The sequence below is a fragment of the Stenotrophomonas sp. FR024 genome (assembly GCF_047500745.2).
GTDB lineage: Bacteria > Pseudomonadota > Gammaproteobacteria > Xanthomonadales > Xanthomonadaceae > Stenotrophomonas > Stenotrophomonas maltophilia_A.
Genome location: NZ_JAXAXM020000017.1, coordinates 54,930 through 68,734, shown reverse-complemented (window position 1 = coordinate 68,734; position 13,805 = coordinate 54,930). Strand labels below are relative to the sequence as shown.

Here is a 13,805-nt window from a genome sequence, read left to right as displayed (position 1 = left end):
CCAGGATGGACCGGATGAGTGGACCCAGCTTCAGCAGCAACGCACCGTATGAAACCCATGTGGTGTTGAACCAGCCGCCGCCGTTCGCAGGGCGACAGTTGTGGACCGACGACGTGGCGCTGATGGAGGCCGTACAGCGCGAAGGCGCCGCCAGCTTCGCGCCGCGACTGGGTGTCTATGGTGCACTCGCCGGTGATGAACTGTACCGGCTGGGCTTCGATGCCAACCGTGATCGTCCGCGGTTGCGCACGCATGATGCACAGGGCCATCGCATCGACACCGTGGAGTTCCATCCGGCCTATCACCAGTTGATGGACACGGCAAAATCGCACGGTGTCGCTGGATTGTCCTGGCATGAGCCGCAGCCCGGCGCGCACGTGGCACGTGCGGTGTTGAGCTACCTGCATCACCAGGCCGAGGCGGGCACCAGCTGCCCGTTGACCATGACCCATGCGGCAGTGGCGGTACTGCATTCGCAGCCGCATCTGGCCGAGTGGGCGCGCAAGGCCGCTGCGCCGGTCTATGACCCGCGCGACGTGCCGGTGGCGGACAAGGCCGGCATCACCCTGGGCATGGGCATGACCGAGAAGCAGGGCGGCTCGGATGTCCGTGCCAACAGTACGCGCGCCGAACCGATCGATGGCGAGCGTTACCGTCTGGTCGGCCACAAGTGGTTCTTTTCCGCACCGATGTGCGATGGCTTCCTGGTGCTGGCGCAGGCGCCGGGAGGCCTGACCTGCCTGCTGATGCCGCGCCGGCTGGCCGATGGTGACCGCAATGCGTTCCGGTTGATGCGGCTGAAGGACAAGCTCGGCGATTGGGCCAACGCTTCCAGTGAGGTCGAGTTCTGCGGCGCACAGGCATGGCGCGTGGGCGAAGAGGGGCGCGGCGTGGCCACCATCATCGGCATGGTGATGATGACCCGCCTGGACTGCATGCTGGGTGCAGCGGCGGAGATGCGCATGGCGCTGGCGCAGGCGCTGCACCACGCACGTCATCGACGTACCTTCGGCAAGCTGCTGGTCGAGCACCCGCTGATGACCAACGTGCTGGCTGATCTGGCGCTGGAGTCGGAAGCGGCCACGGTGTTGGCGATGCGGATCGCGCGCGCGGTGGATCGCGCCGGTGTGGATGCCAATGAAGCCGCGATGGCGCGGTTGGGGACGGCGCTGGGCAAGTACTGGCTGTGCAAGCGCGCGCCGGCCTTCGTCAATGAAGCGCAGGAATGCCTGGGCGGTGCGGGCTACGTGGAGGAGTCGATGCTGCCGCGCCTGTACCGGCAGGCACCGTTGAATTCGATCTGGGAGGGCAGCGGCAACATCCAGTGCCTGGATGTGCTGCGTGCGCTGGCGCGCGAACCGGAGGCGATGGCGGCGCTGCGCGGTGAGCTGGCATCGGTGGCTGACCGTGATGGGCGCTATGCAGCGGCATTGCAGCGTTGGGCAGCGGCACCGCCACCGGAGGAAGCGCAGGCGCGGCTGTTCTGCGAGCGCACTGCGCTGCTGCTGCAGGCGGCGCTGTTGCTGCGTGCGCGCAGCCCGATGGCGGAGGCGTTCGTGCGTAGCAGGCTGGAAGGGGAGCACGGGCTGGCGTTCGGGACGCTGCCGGCGGGGGTGGAGCTGACGGCGATGCTGGCGCGCGCGCTGCCGTAGGAGGCGGCCAACGGCGGAGCCCCTCGTGGTGGGCGCTGATACTGATGGGTGGGCCGCGCGGGTAGGTCGCGCAGGGGGCGCTGCAAGTACGTCCATGTAAGCTCGGGCGCGCCATCCATGGCGCTTACGCCCCTGCGCAACCTACCCGCGCGTCCGTGGACACTTTCCGTACGCGTCCAGCACGGAATCAACAGAAAGAGCAGAGAGCGAAAAGCAGAAAAGCCGCGGCAGTGCCGCGGCTTTTCCTGTAGCGCCGAGGCCATGCTCGGCTGCCGGTAGGGCTTAGTGCTTGGCTTCTTCCTTGGCGGCGTTGGCCTTGGCGTCATTGGCGACATCGCGGGCCTTGTCGGCGACCTTCTGTGCGGCGTTCGCGGTGGCGTCGCTGGCATGTGCGGCGGCATCGGTTGCGGCGTCCTTGGCCTTGTCGGCGGCGTTGGCGGTGGCGTCTGCAGCCTTGTCCAGCGCCTGCTGGGTATCGGCGGCGGCCTGCTCGGACGCGGCAGCGGTCTTGTCGGCGGCGTCGCGGGTGGCTTCGGCGGCCTTGTCCACGGCGTCACGGGCGGCAGCGCCTGCGCTGTCGGCAGCCTGCTGTGCGTCCTGCTTGGCCTGTTCGGCTTCGGGGCCCTTGCAGGCGGCCAGGGCCAGCAGCAGGGAGGCGGCCAGCAGGGTGGTGGTGATCGGACGAATCTTCATGGCGGTCTCCGGTACTGCAATGGATGGGGACGCCAGCCTATTCATGCCGTTGTGAAGACGGGGTCGCGATGCAGCGGCTCAGTCGCGCGCATTCGAAAAAAGAAAAAGCCGCTGGCGAACCAGCGGCTTTTCCAGAACAGCGTGAAGAAAGAAGTTATTACTTCTTGGCTTCTTCAGCAGCGTCCTTGGCCTTCTCAGCGGTGCCTTCAGCAGCCTTGGCAGCGTCAGCAGCGGCGCCGGCAGCGGCGTCGGTGGCAGCAGCGCCAGCCTGGGCAGCAGCGTCAACCGAAGCGTCAGCAGCGGTGGCGGCGGTGTCAGCGGCCTGCTGGGCAGCGTCGGCGGTCTGGGCGCCAGCAGCGGCGGCCTGGTCGGCAGCAGCCTGGGCTTCGGTGGCGGCTTCGTTGGCCGAAGCAGCGGCGTCCTGGGCAGCTTCCTGCTTCGAGCAGGCGGCCAGGGCCAGAGCCAGGGACATCGCGACCAGCAGCTTGTTGATGCTCATTGTGTGAATCCTCGTCGTTAGAATTAGGCAACGCGCATGCTGCGCGCCGACAACATGATGACAAGCCAAGATTGGGTGTCAAGCGATCCCGCATTCATTTTTGCGAAATCATCGTTAAATCTTTTTAAATCAATTCGATGGCGATTGCGGTTGCTTCGCCACCGCCGATGCACAGGGTGGCAATGCCGCGCTTGCCACCGCGCGTGCGCAGGGCGTTGACCAAGGTCACCACCAGGCGTGCACCGGAGGCACCGATCGGATGGCCCAGCGCGCAGGCGCCGCCATTCACGTTGAGCTTGTCGTGCGGAATGCCCAGTTCGCGCATCGGCGCCATCGCCACCACGGCGAAGGCTTCATTGATCTCGAACAGATCGACCTGGTCCAGCGACCAGCCGGTCTTGTCCAGCAGTTTGTGCAGCGCGCCGATCGGGGCGGTGGTGAACCACTCCGGTTCCTGCGAATGGGTCGCGTGGCCGACGATGCGGGCCAGCGGGGTGATGCCGCGAGCGGCTGCATCTTCCTCGGTCAGCAGGACCACTGCAGCAGCGCCGTCGGAGATGCTGGAGGAACTGGCGGCGGTGACGCTGCCGTCCTTCTTGAAGGCCGGGCGCAGGGTCGGGATCTTGGCGATGTCCGAGCGGCCCGGCTGCTCGTCGGTGGTGACCTCGACCTCGCCCTTGCGGGTGGCGACCTTCACCGCGACGATTTCATCGGCGAACGCACCGTTGGCCTGCGCCGCCTGCGCGCGCTTGACCGATTCGATGGCGTAGGCGTCCTGCTCTTCGCGGCTGAACTGGTATTTGTCCACGGCGCATTCGGCGAATTCACCCATCGCCTTGCCGTCATAAGCGTTGACCAGGCCATCGTGGGCCATGTGATCGACCGCCTGGAAGTTGCCGAAGCGGTTGCCGGTGCGCGAGTTCGGCAGCATGTGCGGCGCGTTGGACATCGATTCCATGCCGCCGGCGACAACGATGCTGGCCGAACCGGCCTTGATCAGGTCATGACCGAGCATGATGGTCTTCATGCCCGAGCCGCACACCTTGTTCAGCGTGGTGGCACCGGTCGACAGCGGGATGCCGGCAGCGATCGCCGCCTGGCGGGCGGGCGCCTGGCCGAGGTTGGCCGGCAGCACGCAGCCCATGAGGACTTCGGAAACGTCGCTGGCCGGGATGCCCGACTGTTCCAGGGCGGCTGCGATGGCGGCCGCGCCGAGGGTCGGGGTCGGCACGCCGTTGAACTGGCCGAGGAAGGAGCCGATGGCGGTGCGCTTGGCGGCGGCGATGACGATGTTGGACATGGCAATCTCGTTGATGCGTAAGCAATGTTCGGAAAGGAGACCGGGGGCCGTTGGATGTGCCCCGGTTTCCCGGCAGACTGCGTGGGGGTCGACCCAAGTATAGAGGGTCGGGGAGGGCCGCCGCTGGGCGCGGCCGCACGCCTGCCGGGATGAAGGCAGGACAACGTTCATGGGAAGGAATCGATGGAACGCACGATGATGGTGAGGTCTGCCCTGGGAACCGCGCTGGTGGTAGCGCTGACGGCCTGTGGTGGAGGTGGCGGGGGCGGCAACGTGCGCATTGATACCCCGCCACCACCGCCGCCACCGACTACCCCGCCACCGACGACGCCGCCCCCGGTCAAACCGCAGGAGCCGGCCTTCGACGCGCATCTGTCAGTCACCAATGCGCGCGCCGCACAGGCTGCCGGCCTGACCGGCCAGAACGTGCGCATCGGCATCGTCGACTCCGGCGTGCAGCGCAATGCGGTGGCGTTGAATGGCCGGGTGCTGGCCAACCTCAACTACATCGATCCGGCCAGGAACAATCTGGGTGTCGATGATGTGGTCGGCCACGGCACCGCCGTGGCCAGCCTCGCCGCCGGCGCGGCAACGGGCTCCTGGCCGGGTGGCATCGCGCCAAAGGCGCAGATCGTGTCGGCACGGATCATTGCCGACAAGCCGCCCGTCGATGACGGCAGCGGCAAGGGCAATTCCTTCAGCGGCCCGCTGGGCGTGGCGCAGGTCCACCAGGACCTGATCAGCTACAACGTGAAGGTGATGAACAATTCGTGGGGCGGCCTTTACTGGACCGACCTGCCGACCACCGCGCAGGTGGCCGCCGAATATCGCCCCTTCGTGATCAACCATGGCGGGCTGGTGGTGTTCGCCGCGGGCAATGATGGCCGCAGCGAGCCGAGCAGCCTGGCCGCACTGCCCAGCCAGCAGGGCGTGGCCGGCACGCTGCCGGCTGCCGACCTGGAGCGCGGCTGGCTGGTGGCCACCGCCGTGGATCCGTATGCGCCCGGTACGCTGGCCAGCTATGCCAATGCCTGTGGCCAGGCGGCCCGCTACTGCCTGGCGGCGCCCGGCAGCGCGGTCTACCCCGATGCCAACGGTGGCAGCTACTACTGGAACTACGGCACGTCATTCGCGGCGCCCTTGATTTCCGGTGCGGCGGCGCTGGTCTGGGAGCGCTTCCCGTACTTCAGCAACGATCTGGTGCGGCAGACCCTGCTGGGTACCGCCAGGGACATCGGTGCGCCGGGCGTGGATCCGGTGTTCGGCTACGGCCTGCTCGACATCGGTCGTGCGATCAACGGTCCGGGTCGTTTCGACTGGGGTGATGTGGTCGCCAACGTGGATCTGGCCTCGACCGGCTCGGCGTGGCGCAACGATATCGTCGGCAGCGGCGGGCTGGTCAAGCAGGGCGGGGGCACCCTGGTGCTGGCCGGCAACAACAGCTACACCGGAGCAACCCGCATCGAACGCGGCATCCTGTCGCTGCAGAACGGTGGCGTGATCCGTTCCAACGTGACCATCCTCGGCCAGTCCGATCCGGATTCGACCGGCCTGCAGTTCAATGGCGGCACGCCCCGCGTGATCGGCAATGTGGTCAACGGCAGCAGCGTATTCCTCACCACCGGCAACACCACCGGCACCATCGAGGGCAACTACACCCAGCAGGCCGGCGCACAGTTGATGATCGCACTGGGCGCCAATGCGCTGCAGGTCACCGGCAATGCCGCGATCGACGGTGGCGTGCGCGTGCATGGCTTCGTTTCCGGCTACGTGCCACAGAACGGCAGCCGGCAGGACCTGATCCATGCGGCAGGCGGACTCAGCGGCACCTTCAGTACGCCGGCTACCTCCAGTGGCCTGCAGGGGCTGTCATTGCTGCAGAGCAGTTATGGCTATGACAGCAACAACGCGTGGTTGAACCTGACCCAGGTCAGCGTCACCGCAGCGGCCAGCGGGCTGGGGGCGTCCGCCCAGGCGGCAGCACAGCGCCTGGAAGGTGCATTCGCAGCGCTGGACAAAAACACAGGCCTGCAGGGATCGGCCTTTGGTGCAGCGGCCGGTGCCCTGCAGTGGACCGGCGGTGGCCCGCAGGGCCTGGCCGCCAGCCTGCAGAGCCTGTCCGGTCAAGCGCATGCGCGAGCCGAAGCAGCGACCTTCGACAGCATCGACATGTCGCGGCGTGCGATCGCCGAGCGCTTTGATCGTGTACAGGCCGCACCGCGCCTGCGCGGGAGCTGGCAGAGCGCGCTGGGTGAGGCGGGGCAGGGCAGCTTCGCCGGCAACGCTGCCGACAGCCGGGGCTGGATGGCCGGCCAGGATCTGCCACTGGGCAGCAACGGCCTGATGGGCGTGGCGTTTGGCGAGACCCGCAGCACTGGTGGCAGCAGTTTCGGCGGTGATCGTGGGCGTGATCGCCAGGCGCAGGCACAGTTGTATGCCGGCTGGAATCTGGGACGTGGCTACGCGCTGGCCCAGGTGGGGAGCGGACAGTTCACCCGCGCGCTGGATCGTCAGCTGCTGCTCGGTGCGGGTGCCTATGGCGTCTCCGCGCGGTACGGCGGCCGTTTCAGCAGTGCCAGCGTGGAGGGCGGGTACCGGCTGGGGCGTGCGGGCGCATCGATGACGCCCTACGTCGGTGCCAGCACCACGCGTGTGGAGACCGACGCCTTCAATGAACTCGGCGGCTTTGGTTTCGGCCTGCGGGGCGATGCCAACCGCGTGCAGCGCAGCCAGATGCTGGCCGGTATCCGCGGCGAGCGCGGCTGGGGGCGTTGGACGCTGCGTGGGCATGCCGAATGGCAGCAACGGCTTGATGGTGCGGATGCGGACTGGCAGGCCAGCTTCGTCGGCGTCGATGCCTGGGCGCCGTTGGCGGGCTGGAACGCGCCGCGCGGCAGTGCGCTGATCGGCGTGGCGCTGGAATCGTGGTGGGGCCGCAATGGGCGCCTGAGCCTGGGCTTCGACCAGCGCGTTGGTGGCGAAGGTGCGCGGCAGGCCGCCTTGCGCTACAGCACCGGCTTCTGAAGGACGGCTCGCGCCGGGTCATGCCCGGCGCGACATCGGCAGGTTCAACCGCCGCGCAGGTTGCCCAGGCGCGGGGTGCTGCGGCCCAGCGGCATCTTCAGCTTGCCGATCGACAGGATGCGGCTTTCGGCGATGCGGTCGGCGGCACGCTGCGGCGCGATGTTCTCGCGCTGCGACAGTTCGAAGATGCGGGTGAGGTTGTGGTAGATGCTGCGGATCAGGCGCATTGCGCGTTCGCGGTTGTAACCGTCGATCTCCAGCGACACGTTCATCACGCCACCGGCGTTGACTGCATAGTCCGGCGCATACAGGATGCCGCGCGCATGCAGCTCGTCGCCGATTTCCAGGCTCGACAGCTGGTTGTTGGCGGTGCCGCAGATGATCTTCGCCTTGATCCGCGGCAGCGTGTCGGCGTTGATCGCACCTTCCAGCGCGCACGGTGCGAACACGTCGGCGTTCACCTCGTGGATCTCATCCGGCTTGACTGCTTCGGCGCCGAAATCGCTGACCGCGCGATCAACCAGCGCGCTGTCCAGGTCGGTGACGTACAGCTTGGCACCGCGGTCGCGCAGCAGTTTCACCAGTTCCATGCCGATGTGGCCCAGGCCCTGCACGGCGATGCTGGTCTTGCCCACTTCCTCATGGCCGAACTTGAAGCGCATCGACGCCATCAGTGCCTGCAGCGCACCGTAGGCGGTGAACGGGGCGGGATCGCCGGAGCCACCATGGACCTGGTGCACGCCGGTCACGAACTGGCTTTCCAGGTAGATGTTCTCCATGTCGTTGACGTCGGTTCCGACGTCCTCGGCGGTGATGTAGCGCCCGCCCAGCGAATCGACATAGCGGCCGAAGGCACGGAACAGCACCTCGGTCTTGTCCACTTTGGGGTCGCCGATGATCACCGCCTTGCCGCCACCCACGTTGAGGCCGGCCAGTGCATTCTTGTAGGTCATCGTCCGGCTCAGCCGCAGCGCATCGGCCAGCGCCTCGTCGGTGCTGGCGTAGGGGCGCATGCGCACGCCGCCCAGGGCCGGGCCGAGGGTGGTGTTGTGGATGGCGATGATCGCCTTCAGGCCGGCGTCGTGGTTGTGGCAGAACACCACCTGTTCGTGGCCGGTGGTGGCGAGGGTTTCGAATAGCATGGCGTCTCCGATGGCGCGATCAGCGGCGAACTGCAGCGAACGGCCAGTGAACGGTAGGGTCCCAAAACAAAAAAAGCGACGTCGTCGGTGCAGGGGGACGGGTCGCGCGGCGCCATTCTAGTCCATTCCCCCGGCCGGTGCCGTCGACATCGGTGGCCTTCCGGTTAAAGAAGATGAAAGTTCGGCCGATGCTGCGACGACGGCGGGTGGCCGGATTCGCGTGAAGAGGCAGGGTGGTCAGTGACGGCAAGGGCACCACAACGACAGGGCGGGCGGCGATGACGCCGGCCTGGTGGCGATCACTGCGTGGCTGGCTGGCGCGCTCGACCGGGACGGCACCGTCCCGGTTGGCGGCGGCGTCGCGGCAGGCGGTGGCGGCGGCTGCGGCCAGCCTGCAGGGCGAGGCTCTGCCCTCGGCCGAGATCGCTGCACATCTGCAGCGTGGCCTGCATGCACTGGCCCTGTACCCGCGCCTGGCCGGTGAATCCACGGCGGTGCAGGCCGCGGGGTTGGGCGAGGCGGTGGCGCGCGCGCTGCAGGACCGGGACTGGGCGGCCCGTCAGCTGCCGCGCCGCCCGCAACTGCTGCCGCAGCTGATCCAAACGGTCAACGACGATGCTGCGTCGGCGCGAGTGATGGCGGCGATCATCGGCCAGGACCCGGTGCTGACCGGCAACCTGCTGCGCATCGCCAACAGCCCGGCCTACAAGGTGCACGAGCGCCCGGTGGAAAGCCTGCAGCGGGCGGTGACGCTGGTCGGTACCGAAGGCGTGCGACAGATCATCAGCGCAGTTCTGGTGCAGCCGGTGATGCAGGTGCAGTGCGAGGTGTTTCCGCAGTTCAGCACGATCATCTGGGAGCACGCACTGCTGGCCTCGCGCGCAGCCGCTGACCACGCGCGCACGGTCACTTTCGGCGATGCCTTCGCCGCCCAGTGGCTGGGCCTGGTACAGGGGCTGGGGGCCGCGCTGGTGATGCGCCAGCTGCTGCAGGAAGCGCAGGCACGAGATGAAACGGTGGAGCCGGCGCTGGCGCTGCAGCTGCTCCAGCAGTGGTCACTGCCGTTGGCGCAACGCGTGGCCGCGGCCTGGGAGCTGCCCGAGCCGGTGCACCAGGCGCTGGCGCCCGAGGCGGATGGCCCGCTGGCCGACAGCCTGCGCCTGGCCAGCGCGGCCGCAGCGGCCAGCCTGCTGTGCCGGCACGGACATGCCAGCCAGAGTCGCATGCTGGCCCTGCTTGAACAGTTGCCTTCGGCGCCGCCGCATGCGCTGCGCTGGATCTGGCGGCGCCTGCATGGGCGCAGCGTGGAAACACGGGATGACGCCGGACAGGAAGAGGCGGGTCCTGCGCCCTGAGCGCTACAGCTGCGATTCCACCGGCAGCCAGCTGATCACCCGCGCGGTCCAGCGCTTGCCCAGGCTGGCCCCGGGTTCGGCCTCCACCCAGTGCGGCGGTGGCTGCCGCTCCAGCCAGCGCAGGTCATCATCGCGCCCCAGCGCCAGCCACCAGCTGTGCTCCGGGCCGGCCAGGCGCAGGTACTCGTCGCGCAGCTGTGCACCGAGCACCGGGTCATCGAACAGCACGCCCATTTCGGTATTGAGGTAGGCCGAACGCGGGTCGAGGTTGAACGAACCGACGAAACCGCGGCGGTCATCGACCACGAATGCCTTGGTGTGCAGGCTGGCGCCGCTGCTGCCGAACAGGCTGGCATCCAGCTGGCCGTGTGCCTTCAGTTCGTACAGCTGCACGCCGGCCCTCAGCAGCGGCACCCGGTAGCCCATGTAGCCGCCGTGTACCGCTGCCACATCGTTGGCGGCCAGTGAGTTGGTCACCACCCCCACCTGCGCGCCGCGTGCGGCCAGCGCCGACAGCGCCTCGACCCCATCGTTGCCGGGCACGAAGTAGGGCGAGATCAACAGCGCACTGCGCCGCGTGCTGCGCAACTCGTCGCTGAGACGGCTGACCAGCCAGCCGCGGCGATCGTCATCGCGGTGCTTCATCGGCGGATCGGAAGCGATGTGCACGTTCGCGCTCCAGTGCAGCGGTTCCGGGCTGGGCCGCTGCAGCGCGCGCGACTCGGCCACGCGTTGCAGGTAGGGCTGTGCCTTGGCATGCATGGCATCCAGGTCCGACTGCCGTACCAGCTGCTGCAACTGTGCATCGGTATACGAGGCCAGCGCGGAAATCGGGATCGCCGTGCTGCTGTTCCAGTAGTCGTCGAAGATCTGGTTGGCCTGCTGCACGGCGGGGCCGGCCACCACCAGATCCAGGTCCTGGAAGTTCACATCGTCGCGCGCGCTGAAGTATTCCTCGCCGATGTTGCGGCCACCGACGATCGCGATGCGGCCGTCGGCGATCCAGCTCTTGTTGTGCATGCGGTGGTTGACGCTGAAAGCGCGTTGCACCAGTTCCAGCGTGCGCGCGATGCCGCTGCGGTTGCGGAACGGGTTGTACAGGCGGATCTCGATGTTCGGATGCGCATCGAGTGCCATCATCAACGCGTCCTTGTCCTTGGCGTTCATGTCGTCAAGCAGGATGCGCACGCGCACGCCGCGCTCGGCGGCGTCGTACAGCGCCTTGGCCATCAGATGGCCGATCAGGTCGTCGTGCCAGATGTAGTACTGCAGGTCCAGGCTGCGGCCTGCATGAGCGGTGATCATCGCGCGTGCGGCGAAGGCATCCATGCCATCACTGAGGAACGCCACGCCGGACTGCCCGGGGCGTGCGTCCTGCAGCGGCACGATCTGCTGGTCGATGCGGGTCTGCGCCGGCTGCAGTGGCAGCACATGCGAGGGTGCGCCCTGTGCCCGCGGGGTGAGGTGGTCGGCCAGCAGCAGCCCGGACAGGACCAGCAGCAACAGCGCGGCGAGGATGATCGCAGCGACGCGCAGCAGACGTCGCCACAAAGGCTTGGGCAGGCTCATGCCCCGATGGTAGAGCCACGCCGTGCGTGGATGAAAGCCAACAGACCTATCGCCGTAGATCCACGCCATGCGTGGATGGCAGGGACTTCGCGGTCAGAAGCGCTCGTCGCTGCCCAGGTAACGCCACTGCCCCGCAGGCAGCGGTCCCAGTGCCACGCGGCCAATCCGCAGCCGACGCACGGCCGCGACCTGCAGGCCGGCAGCGGTGACCGCCACGCGCAGGCCCTTGGCCGTCAGGCCCTTGCCGGCGAAGCGCAGGCGCTGCTCGCTCTGCCAGCTGACCTTGGCGCCGCCCGATTCCTGCTGCAGCCGCGCCATCAGCCACGGGCCGCGCTCGGGACCGCCTTCGGCCACTTCGATCAGGTATTCCTGTTCGGTGCGGCCCAGATTGCGCTGCAGATGGGCCAGCGTGGCCGGGTCCTGGCTGACCACCACCAGGCCGCTGTCGCTGGCCGGAAGCGAGGCGGCCAGCTGCAGGCCGTGGAAGTGACGCTGAAGCGGACGGATGTCGCTGGCATCAAGTTCGCTGCGGCTGTCACTGCTGACCAGCGCACACAGGGTTTCAGCGGCAACGCCTGCCGGCTTGTGCAGCAGCATGCTGACCCGCTCGGCCTTTTCATCGCTGGCCTGCTCGGCCACGACGATCACCGCGCTGTCATCGACCGGGCGCTGCGGCTGCTCGACCACCTCGCCATTGACGCTGACCCAGCCGCCTTCGATGTAGCGCCGCGCTTCACCGCGCGGGATGCCGAGCAGGGCGGACAGGCGTTTGTCGAGACGGATCGGTTCCATGGCGGAAAGGTCAGGCAGGGGGCGCGCAGTGTAGCCGCTGCGGCCGGTCAGCGCTGGCCGCGGTTGGCCAGCTCAGTCAGGTACAGGCGGGTATCGAACTCCAGCTGCAGGTACTCCGGCTCCATGTGCTGGCACAGCTGGTAGAAGGCCTTGTTGTGATCGGCTTCCTTCAGGTGGGCCAGTTCATGCACCACGATCATGCGCAGGAACGCCGCTGGTGCCTGGCGGAACACGGTGGCGATGCGGATCTCGCGGCTGGCCTTGAGGCGGCCGCCGTGCACGCGGGAGATGGCGGTATGGGTGCCCAGCGCATGCTTGATCACTTCCAGCGTGTTGTCGTAGCAGACCTTGTTGAGCGGCACCGACTTGCGCAGGTAGCGGTCCTTCAGCTCCTGCGTGTAGTCGTACAGCTGGCGGTCGCTGCGCACCTCGTGCGGATCGGGATAGCGCTGCTGCAGCCAGGGGCCGAGCTTGCCCTGCGCCAGTAGTTCACTGACCTGGGCGATCAGGGGTTCGGGATAGCCGGTGAGGTACTTCAGGACTGCCATGCAGGGGCGGCGGGGCGTCGGTAGAATGGGGCATCCAAGATTACACGCGGTACGCATCGACCATGGCAAAGCCCAACGCGCTGCAGGAACAATTGCTCAAGGCCGGCCTGGCCAAGAAGTCGCAGGTCAGCGCTGCCGCAAGCGCGCAGGCCAAGGCCCGCCAGGGCAAGGCCGAATCGACCTCGGCCGAGGTCCAGCGCGAGGCTGAACGGGCCCGCGCCGAGAAGGTCGAGCGCGACCGTGCGCTGGCCGCCGAGCGCAACGCCCAGGCCAGGCAGGCTGAACAGAAAGCGCAGGCCAAGCAGATCATCACCGCCCATGCCGTGCCCCACAAGGGCGACGACGAGTACCGCTTCAGCGATGGCGCGGCGATCCGCACCCTGCTGATCGACCCCAAGCTGCGCAAGGCGCTGTCGGTGGGCGTGCTGGTCATCGTTGCCCACGGCGAGGGCTACGCCCTGCTGCCGCGCGCCGCTGCCGAAAAAGTGCGTGAACGCGCCCCGGAGGCGATCATCGTCGACCACGGCCAGCCGGGCTCGACCGCCGAGATCTCCACCGGCAATGCCGAGGACGACGCCTACTACGCGCAGTTCCAGGTGCCGGACGACCTGGTCTGGTAAGCCAAAAAGGGGACGGAGGGGATTAAGCCGCAAATGGCCTGCTCCGGCCCGTCTGCCTTCTGCTCAGCTTGCTGAAGGCCTGCCGGTCATGGCTCGGCGCTACCGTTTACTGCGCGGTGTATCGTCCCCATATCAGGCGACACACCTGCGGAGGATGGCCATGGCCACCGGTTGGGCGGGAGACGGCGCGGTCCAGGACCAGATCGACGCCACCGTCGACGATGCGATCGCCCGCGCGCGGCGCCAGCTGCGCGAGGGGCCTGGTCTGGAACATTGTGAGGAATGCGACGCGCCGATCCCGTTGGCGCGGCGCCAGGCCGTGCCCGGGGTACGGCTGTGCGTGGCGTGCCAGCAGGCGCATGACGACGAAGCGCAGGCGCATGCCGGCTACAACCGGCGTGGCAGCAAGGACAGCCAGTTGAGGTAAAGGTTGTTCGGCAGGGCTTGCAGCCCTGCACCTGCCGAAGCCTTCAAGCCAAGGCAACTTCAACGTCAAAAGCGGGCATTCCGCAGGTAGGCGGGACGGTGTGGGTAGGCAGGACACGCCGTAAACCCCCCTCCGGGGTCCGGCCTACCTGCGGAATGCCCGCTTTTGACGTTGAAGTTGCCTT

Annotated in this window: 12 protein-coding genes; 5 read left to right on the top strand and 7 right to left on the bottom strand. The window is 67.7% G+C overall.

Annotated features, from left to right (window positions below; translation table 11 throughout):
• Positions 1 to 14: 14 nt before the first annotated feature.
• The gene (locus ACMZ91_RS17310; protein ID WP_049398306.1) at positions 15 to 1,652 is read left to right on the top strand and encodes an acyl-CoA dehydrogenase family protein; all 1,638 of its coding nucleotides are present in this window, start codon (positions 15 to 17) and stop codon (positions 1,650 to 1,652) included.
• Positions 1,653 to 1,934: 282 nt separating this feature from the next.
• Here the strand turns inward: ACMZ91_RS17310 and ACMZ91_RS17305 are convergent, their stop codons facing one another.
• The 3 genes from ACMZ91_RS17305 to ACMZ91_RS17295 form a co-directional block, all read right to left on the bottom strand.
• A complete protein-coding gene (locus ACMZ91_RS17305; protein ID WP_014647982.1) occupies positions 1,935 to 2,345 on the bottom strand; it encodes a hypothetical protein in 411 nt (136 codons plus the stop codon).
• Between the two features lie 157 nt (positions 2,346 to 2,502).
• Positions 2,503 to 2,844, bottom strand: coding sequence for a hypothetical protein (locus ACMZ91_RS17300; protein WP_004153024.1), 342 nt, complete (start codon positions 2,842 to 2,844; stop codon positions 2,503 to 2,505).
• A 124-nt stretch (positions 2,845 to 2,968) separates the two neighbouring features.
• The gene (locus ACMZ91_RS17295; RefSeq protein ID WP_010482849.1) at positions 2,969 to 4,144 is read right to left on the bottom strand and encodes a thiolase family protein; all 1,176 of its coding nucleotides are present in this window, start codon (positions 4,142 to 4,144) and stop codon (positions 2,969 to 2,971) included.
• Between the two features lie 183 nt (positions 4,145 to 4,327).
• On the opposite strand from ACMZ91_RS17295, the gene ACMZ91_RS17290 reads away from it, so the two are divergent.
• Positions 4,328 to 7,168: a S8 family serine peptidase gene (locus tag ACMZ91_RS17290; protein ID WP_414578218.1), complete on the top strand. Its 2,841-nt coding sequence runs from the start codon at positions 4,328 to 4,330 to the stop codon at positions 7,166 to 7,168.
• Positions 7,169 to 7,212: 44 nt separating this feature from the next.
• Here the strand turns inward: ACMZ91_RS17290 and ACMZ91_RS17285 are convergent, their stop codons facing one another.
• On the bottom strand, positions 7,213 to 8,310 hold the full coding sequence (locus ACMZ91_RS17285; protein WP_010482852.1) for a Glu/Leu/Phe/Val dehydrogenase dimerization domain-containing protein: 1,098 nt from the start codon (positions 8,308 to 8,310) through the stop codon (positions 7,213 to 7,215).
• A gap of 278 nt (positions 8,311 to 8,588) precedes the next feature.
• On the opposite strand from ACMZ91_RS17285, the gene ACMZ91_RS17280 reads away from it, so the two are divergent.
• On the top strand, positions 8,589 to 9,665 hold the full coding sequence (locus ACMZ91_RS17280; RefSeq protein WP_032129353.1) for an HDOD domain-containing protein: 1,077 nt from the start codon (positions 8,589 to 8,591) through the stop codon (positions 9,663 to 9,665).
• Positions 9,666 to 9,668: 3 nt separating this feature from the next.
• On the opposite strand, the gene ACMZ91_RS17275 is transcribed toward ACMZ91_RS17280, so the two are convergent.
• The 3 genes from ACMZ91_RS17275 to ACMZ91_RS17265 form a co-directional block, all read right to left on the bottom strand.
• On the bottom strand, positions 9,669 to 11,234 hold the full coding sequence (locus ACMZ91_RS17275; RefSeq protein WP_182266503.1) for a phospholipase D family protein: 1,566 nt from the start codon (positions 11,232 to 11,234) through the stop codon (positions 9,669 to 9,671).
• 93 nt (positions 11,235 to 11,327) lie between these two features.
• Positions 11,328 to 12,026 (bottom strand): RNA pseudouridine synthase, encoded by a 699-nt coding sequence (locus ACMZ91_RS17270; RefSeq protein ID WP_032129355.1) that lies wholly within the window; start codon positions 12,024 to 12,026, stop codon positions 11,328 to 11,330.
• A 47-nt stretch (positions 12,027 to 12,073) separates the two neighbouring features.
• The gene (locus ACMZ91_RS17265; protein ID WP_032129356.1) at positions 12,074 to 12,574 is read right to left on the bottom strand and encodes a M48 metallopeptidase family protein; all 501 of its coding nucleotides are present in this window, start codon (positions 12,572 to 12,574) and stop codon (positions 12,074 to 12,076) included.
• Between the two features lie 62 nt (positions 12,575 to 12,636).
• Here ACMZ91_RS17265 and ACMZ91_RS17260 point away from each other — a divergent pair, with 62 nt between their 5' ends.
• Both ACMZ91_RS17260 and ACMZ91_RS17255 read left to right on the top strand, forming a co-directional pair.
• Entirely contained in the window at positions 12,637 to 13,194 is a 558-nt protein-coding gene (locus ACMZ91_RS17260) for a DUF2058 domain-containing protein (RefSeq protein WP_414578220.1), read from the top strand.
• Positions 13,195 to 13,354: 160 nt separating this feature from the next.
• Positions 13,355 to 13,621 (top strand): DksA/TraR family C4-type zinc finger protein, encoded by a 267-nt coding sequence (locus ACMZ91_RS17255; RefSeq protein ID WP_032129365.1) that lies wholly within the window; start codon positions 13,355 to 13,357, stop codon positions 13,619 to 13,621.
• Positions 13,622 to 13,805: the final 184 nt, after the last annotated feature.